The following is a 17291-nucleotide window of genomic DNA, read 5'->3' as shown; positions in this document are numbered from 1 at the left end:
AGGTTGGAAGGAAGGAGGTTTACAAGCCTTTGACAAATGTTTACAACCAAGTAATACAGTGGACGTATATCAGGAATTGTTTTGAGAATAAGGAATGATGGCAATGCAACATTTAATACAGAAAAGACAAGAAATAGAAAAGCTTAGGACTAGCAGCAGTATTTCGACGTTACAAGCTGAACAATTGGGAAAAAGTATTGCAAGTTCATGGCAGCGCTCTAACTCCGCAGAAATTCCCAAAGATCGCTTTGCTGCGCCCATTTCTGAAGGTTCTATGTCACAAGGTTCAGCGCTGCAACATGCTTTGAGTTACTGCGCAGATGAACTGAGACACATTGCACAGCAGTCTTCGATGGTGGTCGCTGTAGGCGATATTGGTAGTACCATTATTTGGAGTGCATCCAGCAGACAAATGCGTAATGCGGCAGAAAGTGTACATTTTGTTGAAGGCGGGCAATGGCGAGAGGAATTGGTGGGGACCAATGCATTAGCCTTGTCCTTAAAAACGCAACAGTCCAGTTGTGTTTTTTCAAATGAACACTACATGAGCTCCATCCATGATTGGGTCTGTTATGCTGCGCCGATCATCGACCCTTGCTCAAAACACGTCCTAGGGGTAATTGATTTATCTACCACATGGAAAAATCATAATAGCCTTGGTCTACTCGCAGCAGAGCGCTGTGCATCCATCATTCAAACGGCACTGTTGGAATACCAGCGTCAACAGTTGTATATCCGTGCTTTTGGTGTTCCACAAGTACATTTCAATGGCAAAGTGATGGTCCTCACACCGCGACAAATTGAAATTTTGACCATCTTGGCGTTGTGCCCACAGGGTATGACTTTAGATACTTTGCATCAGGCCTTATATGGTGAGCGCAAGGTGAGTGTAGGAACACTTAAGGCCGAAATGTCACAACTGCGTGACTTGCTTGGTGGAATGTTGGGATCTCGTCCCTATCGAATTTTGGCGCATATTGAAGCTGATTTTTTACAAGCTGAGCAGGCCTTAGATGCGGCCTATATTGAGACCGCGTTAAAACTTTGTTCAGGCGTTTTATTACCTAAAACGGAAAGTCCATTTCTATGTGCATGGCGCGATTGTTTGGAGTCACGTTTAAGCAGTGCGATTTTTAAAGCCAATGAAACCGATATGCTGTTTAAACATGTCGCACGTTACCCAGAGGCGATTGATGCCGTTGAGCGACTCATTGAGCTGACACCGGATGGACATCCTGCACATCAGCTACTTGAGAAATATAAAATTTAAAAATTATGAATTGTGTTGGAAAGGTGTAGTTACACTATTTTTTGCTCGAGCCACTGGAACAACTCAGCATAGACTTCGGCACGAACTTCAGGTGCGGAGAGGACTAAGTCGTGTAAACCATTTTGAATGGTCACGACACTGACGTCACCTTGTAAATTTTTGGCCTGCATTTCAATGTCTTTAACATCTAAAATCACATCACTGGTTTGTGCGGCTGCGCCCCATTTCTTTGGGTTGAGCGTTTGATGTGAATGCATAATGAGTGCAGGAACAGAGAGCTTTAAACCACCGCGATGAATTTCTTTCTGTGCTTCATGGATTGCACGTACAAAGCTGATCCGAACCATAGAATAGCTTGGTTGTTTCCACTTCAAATCAAAGTTCCATTCACCATGCTCGTTTTGATGTAGGCTCGGTACATACCATTTATTCAGTTCACTTGGAAACTTGAGGTCAGGAAAATGCTTTGCGAGTCGACTGAGCTGCGGCACGCCAAGTTTGCGCTTAATGGGATGCATATTAAAATCATAAAAAGGGCTATTGGCCCAAAGTGCTTTGATCAGTGGATGCTTAGGATTGTGCGCAGCGTATAAAGTCGTGATTAAACCACCCGTAGAGTGTCCTGCAAGTAGCACCGCAGTATGGCCTTCATTGCCAATGATCTCTAAGGCTTGGGTAATCTCAGCATCATATTCGTTGAGATCACGGACGTTGTAATATTTTTGATGGCTCAAGTGAGAACGACCATATTTTCTTAAATCGAGCGCATAAAAATCATAACCATGCTGATTAAATTGTTCAGCCATTTCGGTTTGGAAAAAGTAGTCAATAAAGCCGTGGATATACAACACCGCTTTTTGAGTATTTTGCGAGGCTTTTTTGCGCACGAGGGTTGCACATACAGCACCTTCATAATCGTCTGGAAAACTGAGTTTTAATTGTTCATAGCCTTCGCCGAGGACATCAGGTTGATAAGCAGGATGAGTCTGAGTTGCTGACATAATTTGCTCTGGTTGTTATTGTCATGAGTTTTCTTATCCTTGATGAAGTGCAAAACTTTGTCAACCACAAATAAAAAAAGACAATTTAAGTGCACAGGTAAGCAAGGATTAGGCTTACCTGAATGAAACAGTATGGACGTCTGTTTCATTCCACTTAAATTGTCAAAGCAAACAAAAAGTTAAGAAGAGAACTTAGACCGCTGCTTTAAAATCGACCACTGAAGCACTAGATTTGAGTGCAGCTTTGAAGATGTCGACCACTTGAGCATGGTTTGCTTTACGTGGGTTCGTCAGCATGCAGGCATCTTTTTGCGCATTTTCAGACATAACACCCAAATCTTGCTCTTTCACACCCAGTTCAGACAAGCTCGATGGAATACCAATCGATGCAGATAGTTCACGAATTGCGTCAATTGCAGCATATCCAGCTTCTGTCACAGTTAAACCTGTGGTGTTAACTCCCATCAGTTCAGCAATTCGTGCATATCTGTCAGGGCAGGCAATTAAGTTGAATTCACAGACGTGTGGAAGTAAGACTGCATTACATACGCCGTGAGGTAGGTTATAGAAGCCACCGAGTTGGTGAGCCATCGCATGGACATAACCTAGAGATGCATTGTTAAATGCCATACCTGCTAAATATTGTGCATAACTCATGGCATCACGTGCTTCTAGGTTTTCACCGTTCGCAACGGCTGGACGTAACCATTCGCTAATCATTGAAATAGCTTTTTCAGCACAGGCATCAGTGATTGGGTTTGCGGCTGTTGAAACATAAGCTTCTACCGCATGGGTTAATGCATCCATACCTGTTGCTGCCGTTAAGCTTGCAGGTTTTGCAATCATCAGTTTAGGGTCATCAATTGCAATTAGTGGAGTGCAGCGCCAGTCTACAATTGCCATTTTTACATGGGTATCTGTATTGGTAATAATACAGAAGCGTGTCATTTCTGACGCTGTACCTGCCGTGGTGTTGATGGCAATAAGAGGGGTCATTGGAACCGTACTTTTATCGATCCCTTCGTAGTCACGAATATGACCGCCGCCCGCAGTCACAAGTCCAATACCTTTAGCGCAGTCATGCGAAGAACCACCACCTAAGGACACAATAAAGTCACAACCTTGTTCGTTATAAGCAGTCACGCCGTTGTGGACATTGATGTCAGTTGGGTTCGGTTCTGCACCTGGGAAGATGTGGCTATCAACACCTGCATCTTTGAGATATCCTGCAATGGTGTCGGCTACGCCAAATTTAAATAAACCTGCGTCAGTCACAATTAGTGCTTTCTTTGCACCGAGGTTTTGTGCTTTACCACCAATTTCTTTGGCACAGCCTGGGCCAAAAAGTGAAACACAAGGGATATAAAAACCGTTCGTTTGATCTGCAATATTTTTAAAAGCCATGGTGCGATTCCTTCTACCATTATTTATGTTGTTATCGGTGCTCATTACCGTTTTTAGAGTATTGAATGATTCCAAACACTTGTGTACCTACCAAATACCTACCATGAGTAAGGGAATGAGGAAAAATGGCTTCAATGAACAAAATGGCTATCGATAAAAGGCATAGCCTGTGGTTCGGGATTTGTTTATATTGGTTTTGAAGTTGTGGTGAAAATAGCCAAATTCAAAGAGGAAAAGTCGTGGAGCACAATGATAAGCTTAAGCAATATCAAAGTCTTGCTATACAGTTAAGACAAGTTGTTCCGAGTATTCAGCAGCTTTATCACGATCAGTCAGCATTTCTCTCTACACTCAATGTGCAAAACGTTTTAAGTGTCGACGTAAAACAACAACGGATTCAAATTTTAAATCATTGTTTTCATATTCAGTTTTATGCACCAGCTGAACAGGCGGAGTTGTGTGTTCCACAGTTTATCTATCAAGGGCACTATGCAGAAGCACTCGAAGAGTTTTGTTTACACGACATTGTATTTTTAGTGGGTGATCAATCTCCACAACATTCTTTGTATTTGCGCAATAAAGTTAAACAGTTGCGTCAGCTGATTCTTCAACAAGTGTTTGTTTTGTTCGATGGACCGAGTCGCGTGCAAACAATTTTGACTGAAATACGGCAAACGCAATCAGAACTCTTTCAACAGCTGTGCCAGCAAGTTGAATTCAATACAGATGATTCAACCTCTGAGCGAAGTTTGCTGGCCGAGTTGCAGCGCTTATGCTGCATAGATGCAGATCAGGCGGAAGATATTTTACCCTTACAGTCTTTGATGAATAGTTATGATGAGCTGTGTTGCAGTGCCAATCAATTCTTAGAACCACATGTTTATCGCATTATACAAACGGCATTTCCTGAACGGTTTTCTTTACAAGAGTTGATAGATCATACGCACGACATTCACTTGTTATATCCGCATGCTAAAGAGCAGTCCCATATGCTCGGCTTTGTGCGGCTTATGCATCGGGATCTTTGGTCATCGCGTGATTTGTTGTCAAAGCAGCATTTTTTAAAAACTGAAACCAAGCTATGGCAACAGAAGGTCGCCAAACTCCCGATTTTTGATGAAAGCCGTACCGTAAATTGGTTATTCAAACAAAAAGCAGTGGTGACAGACTGGGTGAGTCAAAATATTCAGCACAGTAGTATACGCGTTGCCGTAACGGCTTTAAGTTATCTCGATATGCAGTCTTATCATCCTGAAATTATTGTCACGACTTTAAAGTACTTCCAACATGTCGCGGCGCGTTTATTTATACAAAGTTGCTATGAACATGCCTTACAACAGCATTGGTTTGAGCTGGAGGCCAACCAGCATGTGGTCTTAAAAAATAGACGCCAAGATATGGATGATCAGCGTATAGCGATCAGCCCGTCTATTTTGTATTTAGATGAATGGCTCGAACTGCTACGCCGTGTGGTAGCACAGCAGCCCGAATGGGGGAAACGAGTCTACACAAAATTGAGTCGTGTAATGCAGGCCTATATTCAGCATCTAGATAAAATTGCGCAGAAACTCCCAGAAGACTTAGTGATTTATTTTAGCGAAGATAAGCAACAACACCGTGATTTTTATCTTCAGTTAAAGCAACATAAACTGCATGTTGAAAGCTTTCGACAGTTGTTTTATTTAAATCGGCCACCTTTACGAGTTTCGGTGTTTGATCCTTATGTGCGCGATTATTTGCCTGAACATTTTGAGACGCAAAAGGACGTTTTAAAAAATGTCACATGGAAGAGCCTATTTCATCAGGCTGTGCAGTGGCATGATCAATTGCATAGCCAAGAGTTACTCGCTGAACTGAAACGAAAGCTTGGTTATGTCTCATGGCAACCGATCAGTCATGAAGCTTATTATTTTATTGAGAGTTGGGTGCTTGAGGAGCTCAAAGATATTGATCGCATCATTGCTGAATCACGTCGCTTTCAACATTGCTTAGCAGCCAGTTTTGCTGAGCGAATTATTGTGCGTGAATATGCTGCATTTCATATGAGTCATACCGACGCACAGCGGCACTTGACGCTCGGTTGTCACTATATTGCAGGACAACTGTTATTTGATCAGCTTGAATATCCAAATAACCAAAAAGCGTTACCTGATGATGTTGTGGTCGCTGAACAATTCATTGCCATGCTGAACCAAACCCAATAATCAAGCTCTTAAAATTTAAACAACAATTGACCTAATTTGTCGCACATCATTTACTGTGAGACGAGATCTGCTTAACTTTTTAGCAAAAACTCGGTAGGCTATAGCCGTTCATCAATGGTATAGGTCTTATGAAGCAAGAAACTGCACTCAAACTCTTAAAAGCGGGCGAAAATGTCTTTTTAACCGGTTCCGCTGGTGCAGGAAAAACCTATACGCTGAACCAATATATTAACTATTTAAAAGCCCGCAAAGTGCCTGTGGCGATTACAGCTTCTACAGGTATTGCTGCAACGCATATGAATGGCATGACCATTCATACTTGGGCTGGCATTGGAATTAAAGATGCGTTGGGGGAAGATGAACTCAAACGCATGAAAGAACGTAAATACTTAAAAGAGCATTTAGAAAATGCTCAAGTTTTAATCATCGATGAAATTTCGATGCTACATGCCAAGCAACTCAATTTGGTCAATAAAGTCCTTAAGTTTTTTAAGGAAAGTGAAGAGCCATTTGGCGGAATTCAAGTGATTGTTGCAGGTGATTTCTTCCAGTTACCGCCAGTCGGTAAAAATGAAGAGCGCAATCGCGATAAATTCTGTTTTATGTCTGATGCTTGGGTCGAAGCCAAGTTTCGTGTGTGCTATTTGACCGAGCAGCACCGTCAGGGCAATGATTATCTCAATGATATTCTAAATGCTATTCGCAGTCAGAGTATTAAATCTGAGCACTTACAGGCTTTACAAGCCACACGTCAGCAAGATATTGGGGAAATCTTTACACGTTTATATACGCATAATATGGACGTGGACACTATCAACTTCAAACATTTGAATGAAATTGAAAATGAAGGTCGCCAGTTTGAGGCGGTGTGTGATGGCAATGAAAAGCTTATTGAAACCTTAAAGTCTTCTGTGCGAGCACCTGAAAACCTAACCCTCAAAAAAAATGCCAAAGTGATGTTTGTAAAGAACAACTTCGATGTGGGCTATATCAACGGTAGCTTAGGCGAAGTGGTGGGCTTTGAAGAAGATGATGACTTTGGGATCTTGCCGAAGGTCAAACTGACTGATGGTACGGTACTGGTGGTTGAGCCTGAAACCTGGTCAGTGGACAATGATGCAGGCAAAACCATTGCCAGTTTTCAGCAAATTCCATTGCGTTTGGCATGGGCCATTACTATTCACAAGTCACAAGGGATGACTTTAGCTGCAGCAGAAATTAACCTGAGTCATACTTTTGAAAAAGGGCAGGGTTATGTGGCTTTGTCGCGCTTAAAGACTTTGGAAGGTTTAAGATTGTTAGGTTTTAATGAACAAGCGTTGGAGTTAGATAGTCTTGCCATTAAGGCAGACCGCCGCTTCCAAGAACTTTCCAATGAAGCCGAAACACACTTTGAGGTCATTGATCTAGAGCCACAACACAAGGCCTTTATTCGTCACTGTGGCGGAACGCTCAATGAAGTTGAGATTGAACGTAATGAAAAGAAAATTGCCCGTAATGCAGGTAAAGCCAACTATGCTTCTGCAACACTCGATGAAACACGTGAATTGTTTGAAGGTGGTTATGAAATTGCAGATATCGCACAAGAGCGCGGGTTGACAGCTGCAACCATTATCAACCATTTGGCAAAGTTGCATAAAGAGCAGGGCTTGGATATTTCCGTGGCGCATCCTGGAGAAGAAGTGGTAGAGCAAGTGCGGAAAATTTATAAACGTCTCATGAAACGTCAGCAAGCTGAACACTTTAGTGAAGATGGCGCAATTAAACTACGTCCGATTGTAGAGTTAACCAATCCGCGTATGTGCTATGACCAAGTGCGCTTGGCCTTACTCTATATTGAATAATGCTACCGCAGTTGTACGATTCGTACCGAAATTTCTTACTTACTTTGCTGTTAAGTTCGGTTAAACTGAATTTTAAGGGATAAGAATAACGTAAAATCGTAATGAAATTGACAGCTTGGTACATGTTACGCAAATTTGTTTATAACAATTTACATAATGAAGACTATGAGACACCCTTAAGCCGAGGGCTGAACTATTTCCTCATTGTACTGATTATGAGTAATGCTGCTGCTGTGCTGTTGGAGTCGGTACAGAAGTACTATGTGTTGTATCAAGACTTTTTTTATTATTTTGAAATCTTCTCGATCATCGTTTTTACGATTGAATATCTCTTACGTTTTTGGTCAGTTGCTGAAGCTAATAGTTTTGAGTCGGATTGGAAAAACCGCCTAAATTGGGTCAAAAGTGGTGGAGCGATTATCGACCTCTTGGCTATTTTACCTGCGTATTTAAACTTCTTTGTTCAGTTCGACTTACGATTCTTAAGAATTGTTCGTTTGCTTCGACTTCTCAAGCTCACCCGCTACTTTGTGTCTCTACAAATTTTATTACGTGTCATTGAGCGCGAAAAAGGCTCATTTCAAGCGGTTATTTTCATCTTAATGATTATGATCATTATGGCGGCTGCAGGGGTGTATTTGATTGAAAGTCAGGCACAACCAGAAGTTTTCAGCTCCATTCCTGCTTCAATGTGGTGGGCCGTGGTTACACTGACCACCGTCGGTTATGGTGATGTGACACCTATTACGGTGTTGGGACGCTTTCTTGGAGCGATTATTACCATCTTAGGTGTAGGTTTAGCTGCACTACCTGCGGGTATTTTGGCGAATGGTTTGGCCAATGAACTTGAGCAACGTAAAGAAAAACTTGAACTTCGATTTCGAGAATTAATCCAAAATAGCGATATTGATTTTGTCTTAGAGACAGAAAAAATTGAAGAAGTTCGTAAAGAAGTTGGGCTGACCAAAGAGCAAACACACGATATTATTTTACAGCTCATTCGTGAACAAAAAGAAGAATCGTTAAGGCAAGAGCGTGAGCAATATGCCTATTGTCCACACTGCGGGAAGAAACTACCTGAATGATTATGCCAGTCAGTTAAGGAGTTTCGTATTTAACTTCTTAATGCGGATGACGTTATCGCGTATCGAATAAAACCTAGAGTTTAAAAAATGCCGGTAAGATTCTTAACGGCCTGATATTAATCTGAATGATGGATTGTAAAAGCGTGCATAACAATACGATTGAATTTTTATGCACGCTGATTGTTTCTAGATAAAAGCCATTGATAGGGGGTTAACAAGTCTGATTTGCATCATTTTTACATGCGGATATAGACTTTTTCTCATGCTGAAAAGCGAACAATAAAATAATCAGCCCACCTAAACTTAGTAAAACTCCGACCCAGATTGGAGCTAGCCAACCTAAACTTTGGCTAATTAACCAGCCGCCCAGAAAAGCACCAAAAGCATTGGCAATATTAAAGGCAGAATGATTGAGTGAAGCAGCTAGACCTTGGGCATTGCCAGCAACATCCATTAAGCGGATTTGGAGTAAAGGTCCCAAGCCTGCAATACTGAAGCTGACCAAGAAGAGTGCAATAAAAGCAGTGGCAAGGTGATCCATAGACAGGGCACAAAGTACATAAGAGCAGGCATTGGAAACTAAGACCCAAATAATCGCCTTGTTTAAGTTTTTATCAGCAAAGTGTCCTGCGACAACACCACCAATGACCAACCCGAGCCCAATACATGCCAGCGCAAATGGAATGACTTGAATGCTTGCATGGGTATATTCAGTCAAAATAGGCGATACATAACTATAGACAGAAAACAGCCCACCAAATCCAATTGCACCGACAGCAAGCGTTAACCACATTTGTGTATTTTTAAGTCCGCGCAGTTCATTTTGAATGCTGGCTGTGTGATCCAGTTGCATTTTGGGTAGGCCAAAACAAATCGCGACTACGGTCAAAAATGCGATAGATGCAGAAAACTCAAAACCTGCACGCCAACCATACAGCTGACCTAGCCATGTCGCAAAAGGCACACCAATCACGGTCGCGACATTCAGCCCCATCATGAGCATGGCGACTGCCGAAGCACGTTTTTGTTTTCCAGCAAACTCTGCAACCACCAAAGCGGCAATACCAAAGTAAGCGCCGTGAGGGAAACCTGCAATAAAACGTGAGACCAACATAGACTCATAGCTGTTTGCGAGAGCTGTACTTGCATTGGCGATACCATAAAATAGCATGAGACCAATTAAGAGCGTTTTACGTGGCACTTTTGCAGCCAAAATGGCAATGACAGGCGCGCCAATTGTGACACCTAAAGCATAGGCACTAATAAAATGCCCTGTGACAGGTATACTTAGCTTGAAACTTTGTGAGATCTCTTGGATGAGTCCCATCGCAACGAACTCAGTAGTCCCAATACAAAAACCACCGAGGGCCAATGCCAAAATAATGACAGATAAGTGGTGGGTTGGCGGGATGCTATTTTCTTGAGAGGACATAAATAGAGGAGTAAATGAAAAGTATTATACGTTCTTTATCACACGAAAATTTGGTTGTTCAAAAAAGTTATAAGTGAACTAAGCAATCGTAATATTCATATGAACTCTGAAGATTCTACACGATGAATATTTATTCATAGCGCTATATTGAGTGGACATTCTATAAAAGAAGTCAAATTTAAAGGCAGCAAATACAGATTAATCCGACCTAGTTTGAGAATTTGGATTTGTTTTACATTCGTTAGGCTAGGGCTGTCCTGTACCAATGATTAGGGTAAGTAAACCAGCCGCAATGAGTGGGCCGACTGGAACGCCACGCAGTAAAGCCACTCCTGCAACGGTTCCAACTAGTAAACCTGCAACAACATCGGGTTGGTTTGACATCAGTTTCACACCACGGCCACCTAGCCATGCAACCAAAATGCCAATCGCGATAGCAATTAATGATTTGACACTTAAAAAAGATTTAAAAATACTTTCACCGCTAATTCTACCACTTGCAATAGGCACTAAAACTGCAATGGTTAAAATGATGATCCCGATATTTAATCCATGTTGTTGGATAAGCGGGAAGTATTCACTTAGTGGCGTCATCCGTAAAATAATGAGGACTGCAGCAGCAATGGTTACCGCAGAGTTGTGACTAAAAATACCACAAGCCAGCAGGATCAAGAGGACGATCAGATTTAAATCTAAGTTCGGCATAGAGGGAGACTGGTCAAAAAAACATGTGCATTGTAACGTTTTTTAGTCGCTCTGCCGAATGATCCGAGTCCTTTGATTGATGTTCTTGTATTTCAGTATAAAATGAGCCTTTATTTAAAAATTTGGTGTGCTGATGCTGTTGGAAAAAATGTTGCAGTCGCAAGGATTTGGTTCGCGAAAGCATTGCCAACAGTTGATTAAAAATGCAGCCATTGAAATTGATGGGCAGATCATTACTGATCCTAAATATAAACTCAAATTGGATGCGCTGCACTACAAGGTACATGGCAAGAGCTTTGAATACCGTGAAAAAGTCTATATCGCCTTAAACAAACCTCAAGGCTATGAATGTTCACATCAGGCGACACATCATTTTAGTGTTTTTGATTTGTTTGACGATGTGCTCTTGAATCGTGGTATTCAGTGTGTAGGTCGTCTAGATCAAGACACCACAGGTTTATTGTTACTCACCGATGATGGTCAGTTTTTACAAGCGCTGACACACCCTAAAAAGCATGTGGCAAAAGTGTATCGGATGAAAACGGCCGACCCTGTTACAGATGAACAAGTCCAACAGCTGGAGCAAGGGGTGGAGCTGCGAAATGAAAAAGGGAGTTTTGCTGCAACAGATGTAAAACGCTTAACTGAATGTGAACTGCAAATGGCCGTGCATCAAGGGGTATATCATCAAGTGAAACGTATGCTTGCGGCAGTGGGAAATAAAGTTGAGAGCTTGCATCGTCAGCAAATTGGAGCGCTCGACTTAACGGGGATACCAGATTTAGTCGAGGGACATTGGATCTATTTAAATGCCGAACAAGTGGCTTTAGCCAAGACACGTAATGATCTTGAGAGTAAAGGTAGTCTTTAGACGCTGAATACTATAGAAAGCAATGATAGGTCTTAAACTCATTATCCGCTACAAAGCCCATGGCTTCATATAAGCTGTGGGATTGATAATTATTCTTTTGAGTTTCAAGCGTAATACGAATGGCTTTTTCATGTCGTGCAAACAAAATCGCGGTATCAATGAGTTGTTTTGCAGAGCCATGACGACGATGTGGCGGTGAAACATAGACATCATCTAAAATATAATACGTTGCACAAGCCACGGAAGAAAAGCCTAAGTATAATAAGACAAAACCAGTAATCACATCGTCTTTGACATGAATAAAAATCACGCTTTGTTCATTTTCAAGACGAAGTTTGAGGAACTTTTGGGAAAGCGCTAAGTTGGAAGATGCACCATAAAATTGGCGATATTCATCAAATAATACAGCAAGTTTTTCTAAGTCTTCTAAAGTGGCACGTCTGACGATCATGTATTACTCCATGCTGTATTTATAATGTTTACATGAAGCATACCTAAGTTTTGAAAGGGATATTTCTAAAATTTGTTTAAAAATGCAACACTGTTAAGTTTTGTCACTTTCTCCCAAGATTGCAGCTAATTCCTCAAAAAGATCAATATGTTCATCATCTGCAAATAAATCATTGGTTGCAGTTGAGTCTGCGCTGGTGATGTGTTCAACCGCTTTTTGTTCTTGCTTGAGTTTACGTAGTTTAATCAGTTGTTCAAGATTGATGTTCTGGTTTTCAATTGAGAAAGGGATGGATTTGGTTAAAACAACTTGTTTGAAGAACAAACGAACGGCTTGTGCAGGCGTAATTCCCAGTTGTTTAAAAACCGCAAAAGCTTGTTTCTTTTCTTGGGAATCGAGTCGAATTTGATAGACTTCTGTTTTTCTCATGATTTTTTAAATAATTTTAAAGACTTAAGGGTAGAAGTTATTTTAATCAATTCCATTGTAATTTCAATATTCATACAATGGAATTTTAAATTATTTTGTAATGACAAGAAGATTACAATGTCAATTCAAAATTGGAGCTAAACTGCATAACCTGTTGAGTTACTGGATCTTTAAATGAAAGATGCTTAGCTAAGAGCTGTAAAGGCTGACTAAAATCATCGTCGGCTTTATGTACAATTTTAGGATAGAACGGATCATTTTTAATCGGAAGACCTAAGAAGTTGAGGTGTACACGGAGTTGATGTTGCTTGCCTGTCTCGGGTTTAAGCTCATATTTTGCCCATGTTGCATCATGCTCTAAAAGCAAGATCTCGGTTTTACTGTTCGGTGCTTTGTCTAGGACTTGCATGGTGTAGAACGGGTCACCTTTTTGCAGGTGTAGTTTTACAGTATGTGGAAAGTTGAGTTCGCGGTTAAACGGTGCAATTGCATGGTAGGTTTTTTGAACCTGTCGATCTGCAAACATTTGCTGATACAGCCCTCGACTGTGACTACATTTGGAAAACATCACTAAGCCAGCGGTTTCACGGTCAAGGCGATGGATGGGCGTTAAATGCTCAATGCCTGTTTGTTTTTTCAGGCGCACCAATAGGGTTTGTTGAACGTATTGCCCTGTTGGACTGATGGTCAGAAAGTGCGGCTTATCCACTACTAAGAAATGATCGTTTTCAAATAAAATATCATGCTGAAATGGCACTTCAATTTCGTGCGCTAAAAAGCGGTAATAAAACACATGCTGATTTTCAAGATATGCCGAATTTGTATGGAGTACATTACCTACAGCGTCATAGACCAAGCCATCATGAAAACGTTGCTTCCACTCAGCTGCTTCAATATGCGGAAATTGGTCAGATAAATACGCCAATACGGTGTGTGGTGCGGGCGTCATTTTAGGCAGGAACACTTTACTTGCACTCACGCCATTGAGCATGGGAGGGCAAAATTCAGCAGGTTGTATGTTGAGCATGATGTGCAGACAATATCTAATCGGTTGGTGCTGTTAAATACAAGATTTCAAGCTTGTGGCTTGGGCATTTTGTGAGTCCAGTGCTATCATAATTGTTCTTTTGTCACTTGTCGTGAGTATTATGCAGTATTCATTTAATTTAACGCTCAATAATGAACAAGATACCCAAAATTTAGCGCAAATTTTGGCACAGCATTTTACGACGGGTGTAGTGTATTTAATTGGCGATTTGGGGGCAGGTAAAACTACCTTAACGCGTCATTATTTACAGCATTTAGGCCATCGAGGTTCCGTGAAAAGCCCAACCTATACCTTAGTTGAGCCTTATCAAATTCAAGGGCGAGATATTTTCCATTTTGACTTGTATCGTTTAAACGATCCGTATGAGTTGGAGTTAATGGGCATTCGTGATTATTTAGAAACGCCCAATGCACTGTTTTTGTTTGAATGGCCGTCTAAAGGGGGCGATGAAATCCCTCAGGCAGACTTAATTATTGATATTCAAAAATCTGAAGATGAATTGACACGGTCTGCTACTTTAAGTTTCCATTCAGTAGCATTATTACAAGCTTTAGAGAGCCAATTAAACAATGCGTGATGATTTAAAGATACGTCGTATTCATACTTTGAATCCTGCTCTAGCCAACCAAATTGCAGCAGGTGAAGTCATTGAGCGTCCAGCGTCTGTGGTTAAAGAGTTACTTGAAAACTCGATTGACGCAGGTGCGACAGAGCTGATTATTCGGGTAGAGCAAGGCGGCAGTACTTTAATTGAAATCATGGACAATGGTCGAGGGATTCACGCTGAAGATCTCCCTTTGGCGGTGATGCGACATGCGACCAGTAAAATCCAAACCGCTGAAGATTTACATGCAATTGTCAGTTTAGGCTTTCGCGGAGAGGCTTTGGCTTCTATTGCAGCGGTGTCGCGTTTAACCTTGACCAGTAGTCAAGAGGATGATGGAATTGGCTATCAAGTTGAAGTCAATGGAACTGCATTTGACCGTCAAGAGATTCAGGCTGTAGCTGCACCGAAAGGTACGCATATTCGGGTACAAGATTTATTTTTCAATGTGCCCGCACGTCGAAAATTTCTCAAAAAGCCTGGCACAGAGTTTGGTCATATTGAAGAAATTGTTCGGCGTTTAGCGCTAACGCATTTCGATATTCGTTTTGTGCTTGAACATAATCAAAGCATCAAACTGAACTTGCCGATTGCAGATAGTGGTGAGCTACGTTTTCAGCGCGTACAACAGTTGCTAGGGCGCGCATTTACTGAAAATGCTTATTGGGTGGATGTAGATAGCATCAATATGCGTTTAACAGGTTGGTTGGGACATCCTTCCGATGCACGGGCTCAGGCTGACTTGCAGTATGTTTATGTGAATGGTCGAATTGTTAAAGATAAAACCATCTCTCATGCGCTGCGTATGGCTTATGATGGTATTTTGCATGGCCATCAGCATGCGGGTTATTTGCTTTTTTTGGAAGTAGACCCTGAAAATATTGATGTCAATGTACATCCGACTAAACATGAAATTCGCTTTTTAAATCAACGTGAAGTACATGAATTTGTACGTCATTATGCCAAAGAGACTTTATCGCAGTTTCAAACGGCAACCGCAGATTTATCTGATGCCATGAAGGTTGCAGAGAATCAAGCTTTGATGTCTGTGCAGCCTCGCTATCAAGAGCCTTTGCAGTTGCATCGTCGTGTTGAGCCTGAACAAGCCGTTGAGCAAGCCCCATCGGATGTGCTCACTGACTTTAGTTCAAGTCAACCACAAGGTGTCCATTATTCGGCGCAATCTTCACGCTATCAGGGCTCACAACAGCTCAATAATGCCTTGCAAAGCTATTTAGCACCACTGCGTGATACGTCATCTGCTGTTGATCAAGCTCAGTCTTTGGCTGATTTTACAGTGCAAAGCCCAAAAGTCGATGAACATCCGTTGGGAATTGCAATTGCACAATTGCATGGTATTTATGTGCTGGCTCAAAATACAGAAGGGCTGATTATTGTTGATATGCATGCAGCGCATGAGCGTATTTTGCTACAGCAAATGAAGTCAGCGTGGGATAAACCAGAGTTTTGGACTTCTCAGCAGTTACTTATTCCCAAAGTGATTAATATCACGCGAATGCAAGCGACACGAGTGGAAGAGCTCAAAGATCAATTGGCGCGTTTAGGTCTTGAAATTGATCAATATGGCGATGAGCAGGTCATTGTTCGTGGTGTGCCTGCGATTTTACATAAAGCCAATTTTGAGGCGCTGGTACCTGAATTACTGAACGATTTGGATCCAAATGATGAAGCGCAGGGCTTACTGCAAAAGCGTGATCAAATTCTAGCGGGTATGGCCTGTCATGGTGCTGTTCGCGCGCATCGCATTTTGGGTCTTTCTGAAATGAATGCTTTGCTTCGTCAAATGGAACAAACTGAATTTGCTAGCCAATGTAACCATGGTCGCCCAACTTGGCGTGCGTTTCCATTAGCTCAACTAGATAAGCTTTTTGCTCGAGGAGAGTAATTGTACATGTCAACTCAATTGCCGGTCATCAATTTAATGGGGCCAACTGCAAGTGGTAAAACTGCTTTGGCATGTCAGCTCTATGAGCAAGGAAATTTTGAACTGATATCTGTAGATTCAGCATTGGTCTTTAAGGATATGGATATTGGTACAGCAAAGCCGACCAAAGAGGAGTTGCTACAATATCCACATCACCTTATCGATATTATTAGCCCATTAGAAGTCTATTCGGCTGCAAACTTTGTTGAAGATGCATGTGGTTTAATTGATGACATGCATGCACGAGGTAAAACCCCTATTTTGGTGGGTGGAACCATGCTCTATTTCAAGGCACTTTTAGAAGGTCTTTCAAGCAATTTACCGAGCGCAGATTATGCTGTTCGTGCTGAAATAGAAGCCAAAGGTGAAAGTGAGGGTTGGTCTGCGGTCTATGCGGAATTATATAGTGTGGATCCATTGGCGGGCGAAAAATTTAAAGTGAGTGATAAACAACGTATTATTCGGGCTTTAGAAGTTTACAAGTTGACAGGGCAGCCCATTACTAAACTTCAAGCTGAACAGCCTAAAAATATGCCTTATCGTTATAATTTTCATAATTATGCTTTGATGCCAGACCGTGCAGAATTGCACCAAAGAATTGCACAACGATTGAAAATTATGTGGGATATCGGATTTTTGAATGAAGTGGAAACACTTATGAAAAAATACGATTTAGATGAAAATTTACCCTCTATGCGCTCAGTTGGGTATCGACAAGCACTCGAATTTTTACAGAAAGGAGATAAAACTGTCGAAAAACAACGTGAAATGGAGGATAAATCACTTTTTGCGACACGACAACTTGCCAAACGTCAATACACTTGGTTAAGATCTTTGCAAGAGGCACATAAATTTACAACGTATTCTACTATCACGCAGGCACAAGAAGACTTGCGAAACTGCTACGGATAAAGCAAAATTTAGCTACTATCTTTTTTATAATTTTTAATTGAAAAATAAAGATAGTTTTTTGCGCTGATTTTTAAATTTTTTTGGAG

General features: G+C 41.4%; 15 protein-coding genes. 8 read left to right on the top strand and 7 right to left on the bottom strand.

Going from position 1 to position 17291, the window contains the following annotated elements; genetic code table 11:
* Nucleotides 1-94 precede the first annotated feature (94 nt).
* A complete protein-coding gene (locus ACG9ZB_RS11505; RefSeq protein ID WP_419325909.1) occupies nucleotides 95-1270 on the top strand; it encodes a transcriptional regulator in 1176 nt (391 codons plus the stop codon).
* Between the two features lie 29 nt (nucleotides 1271-1299).
* Here ACG9ZB_RS11505 and ACG9ZB_RS11500 read toward each other — a convergent pair whose 3' ends face one another.
* Together ACG9ZB_RS11500 and mdh are read right to left on the bottom strand one after the other, a co-directional pair.
* Nucleotides 1300-2271 (bottom strand): alpha/beta hydrolase, encoded by a 972-nt coding sequence (locus tag ACG9ZB_RS11500; RefSeq protein WP_419325908.1) that lies wholly within the window; start codon nucleotides 2269-2271, stop codon nucleotides 1300-1302.
* Between the two features lie 192 nt (nucleotides 2272-2463).
* On the bottom strand, nucleotides 2464-3675 hold the full coding sequence (gene mdh, locus ACG9ZB_RS11495; RefSeq protein ID WP_419325906.1) for an iron-dependent methanol dehydrogenase: 1212 nt from the start codon (nucleotides 3673-3675) through the stop codon (nucleotides 2464-2466).
* 239 nt (nucleotides 3676-3914) lie between these two features.
* Between mdh and ACG9ZB_RS11490 the strand changes: the two genes are divergently transcribed.
* The 3 genes from ACG9ZB_RS11490 to ACG9ZB_RS11480 all read left to right on the top strand — a co-directional run bounded on the left by ACG9ZB_RS11490 (nucleotide 3915) and on the right by ACG9ZB_RS11480 (nucleotide 8808).
* Entirely contained in the window at nucleotides 3915-5879 is a 1965-nt protein-coding gene (locus ACG9ZB_RS11490) for a hypothetical protein (protein WP_419325905.1), read from the top strand.
* 128 nt (nucleotides 5880-6007) lie between these two features.
* Complete coding sequence (locus ACG9ZB_RS11485; protein ID WP_419325903.1) at nucleotides 6008-7723, top strand: AAA family ATPase; 1716 nt, start codon at nucleotides 6008-6010, stop codon at nucleotides 7721-7723.
* Nucleotides 7724-7824: 101 nt separating this feature from the next.
* Nucleotides 7825-8808, top strand: coding sequence for an ion transporter (locus ACG9ZB_RS11480; protein WP_419325901.1), 984 nt, complete (start codon nucleotides 7825-7827; stop codon nucleotides 8806-8808).
* 211 nt (nucleotides 8809-9019) lie between these two features.
* Here ACG9ZB_RS11480 and ACG9ZB_RS11475 read toward each other — a convergent pair whose 3' ends face one another.
* Both ACG9ZB_RS11475 and ACG9ZB_RS11470 read right to left on the bottom strand, forming a co-directional pair.
* A complete protein-coding gene (locus tag ACG9ZB_RS11475) occupies nucleotides 9020-10240 on the bottom strand; it encodes an MFS transporter (RefSeq protein WP_419325899.1) in 1221 nt (406 codons plus the stop codon).
* 246 nt (nucleotides 10241-10486) lie between these two features.
* Entirely contained in the window at nucleotides 10487-10945 is a 459-nt protein-coding gene (locus ACG9ZB_RS11470) for a DUF441 domain-containing protein (protein WP_419325897.1), read from the bottom strand.
* A 133-nt stretch (nucleotides 10946-11078) separates the two neighbouring features.
* Here ACG9ZB_RS11470 and ACG9ZB_RS11465 point away from each other — a divergent pair, with 133 nt between their 5' ends.
* Nucleotides 11079-11816: a pseudouridine synthase gene (locus tag ACG9ZB_RS11465; RefSeq protein ID WP_419325895.1), complete on the top strand. Its 738-nt coding sequence runs from the start codon at nucleotides 11079-11081 to the stop codon at nucleotides 11814-11816.
* Between the two features lie 10 nt (nucleotides 11817-11826).
* Here the strand turns inward: ACG9ZB_RS11465 and ACG9ZB_RS11460 are convergent, their stop codons facing one another.
* The 3 genes from ACG9ZB_RS11460 to ACG9ZB_RS11450 all read right to left on the bottom strand — a co-directional run bounded on the left by ACG9ZB_RS11460 (nucleotide 11827) and on the right by ACG9ZB_RS11450 (nucleotide 13723).
* Nucleotides 11827-12267 carry a GNAT family N-acetyltransferase gene (locus ACG9ZB_RS11460; protein ID WP_004696801.1) on the bottom strand — a complete coding sequence of 147 codons (441 nt, stop codon included), beginning with the start codon at nucleotides 12265-12267 and terminating at the stop codon, nucleotides 11827-11829.
* Nucleotides 12268-12360: 93 nt separating this feature from the next.
* Nucleotides 12361-12696: a type II toxin-antitoxin system RelB/DinJ family antitoxin gene (locus tag ACG9ZB_RS11455; RefSeq protein ID WP_004696803.1), complete on the bottom strand. Its 336-nt coding sequence runs from the start codon at nucleotides 12694-12696 to the stop codon at nucleotides 12361-12363.
* Between the two features lie 112 nt (nucleotides 12697-12808).
* The gene (locus tag ACG9ZB_RS11450) at nucleotides 12809-13723 is read right to left on the bottom strand and encodes a pseudouridine synthase (RefSeq protein ID WP_419325893.1); all 915 of its coding nucleotides are present in this window, start codon (nucleotides 13721-13723) and stop codon (nucleotides 12809-12811) included.
* 121 nt (nucleotides 13724-13844) lie between these two features.
* Between ACG9ZB_RS11450 and tsaE the strand changes: the two genes are divergently transcribed.
* The 3 genes from tsaE to miaA are packed head-to-tail and all read left to right on the top strand — an operon-like array spanning nucleotide 13845 to nucleotide 17205.
* Complete coding sequence (gene tsaE, locus ACG9ZB_RS11445; protein WP_419325891.1) at nucleotides 13845-14321, top strand: tRNA (adenosine(37)-N6)-threonylcarbamoyltransferase complex ATPase subunit type 1 TsaE; 477 nt, start codon at nucleotides 13845-13847, stop codon at nucleotides 14319-14321.
* Complete coding sequence (gene mutL, locus ACG9ZB_RS11440; RefSeq protein WP_419325890.1) at nucleotides 14314-16254, top strand: DNA mismatch repair endonuclease MutL; 1941 nt, start codon at nucleotides 14314-14316, stop codon at nucleotides 16252-16254. Before tsaE ends, mutL begins: the two co-directional genes overlap by 8 nt.
* 6 nt (nucleotides 16255-16260) lie before the next feature.
* Entirely contained in the window at nucleotides 16261-17205 is a 945-nt protein-coding gene (miaA, locus tag ACG9ZB_RS11435; protein WP_419325888.1) for a tRNA (adenosine(37)-N6)-dimethylallyltransferase MiaA, read from the top strand.
* The last annotated feature ends 86 nt before the right edge of the window (nucleotides 17206-17291 follow it).

The sequence above is a fragment of the Acinetobacter johnsonii genome (assembly GCF_048551975.1).
GTDB classification, from domain to species: domain Bacteria; phylum Pseudomonadota; class Gammaproteobacteria; order Pseudomonadales; family Moraxellaceae; genus Acinetobacter; species Acinetobacter johnsonii_A.
The sequence above is the reverse complement of the archived record's forward strand: the minus strand, read 5'-3'. Positions and strand labels throughout refer to the sequence as shown.

Coding starts and splice junctions, on each gene's coding strand:
- mdh (WP_419325906.1), bottom strand. CDS start 3,675: ATGGCTTTTAAAAATATTGCAGATCAAACGAACGGTTTTTATATCCCT.
- ACG9ZB_RS11480 (WP_419325901.1), top strand. CDS start 7,825: ATGAAATTGACAGCTTGGTACATGTTACGCAAATTTGTTTATAACAAT.
- ACG9ZB_RS11470 (WP_419325897.1), bottom strand. CDS start 10,945: ATGCCGAACTTAGATTTAAATCTGATCGTCCTCTTGATCCTGCTGGCT.
- ACG9ZB_RS11505 (WP_419325909.1), top strand. CDS start 95: ATGATGGCAATGCAACATTTAATACAGAAAAGACAAGAAATAGAAAAG.
- ACG9ZB_RS11460 (WP_004696801.1), bottom strand. CDS start 12,267: ATGATCGTCAGACGTGCCACTTTAGAAGACTTAGAAAAACTTGCTGTA.
- miaA (WP_419325888.1), top strand. CDS start 16,261: ATGTCAACTCAATTGCCGGTCATCAATTTAATGGGGCCAACTGCAAGT.
- ACG9ZB_RS11500 (WP_419325908.1), bottom strand. CDS start 2,271: ATGTCAGCAACTCAGACTCATCCTGCTTATCAACCTGATGTCCTCGGC.
- ACG9ZB_RS11475 (WP_419325899.1), bottom strand. CDS start 10,240: ATGTCCTCTCAAGAAAATAGCATCCCGCCAACCCACCACTTATCTGTC.
- mutL (WP_419325890.1), top strand. CDS start 14,314: ATGCGTGATGATTTAAAGATACGTCGTATTCATACTTTGAATCCTGCT.
- ACG9ZB_RS11485 (WP_419325903.1), top strand. CDS start 6,008: ATGAAGCAAGAAACTGCACTCAAACTCTTAAAAGCGGGCGAAAATGTC.
- ACG9ZB_RS11455 (WP_004696803.1), bottom strand. CDS start 12,696: ATGAGAAAAACAGAAGTCTATCAAATTCGACTCGATTCCCAAGAAAAG.
- tsaE (WP_419325891.1), top strand. CDS start 13,845: ATGCAGTATTCATTTAATTTAACGCTCAATAATGAACAAGATACCCAA.
- ACG9ZB_RS11465 (WP_419325895.1), top strand. CDS start 11,079: ATGCTGTTGGAAAAAATGTTGCAGTCGCAAGGATTTGGTTCGCGAAAG.
- ACG9ZB_RS11450 (WP_419325893.1), bottom strand. CDS start 13,723: ATGCTCAACATACAACCTGCTGAATTTTGCCCTCCCATGCTCAATGGC.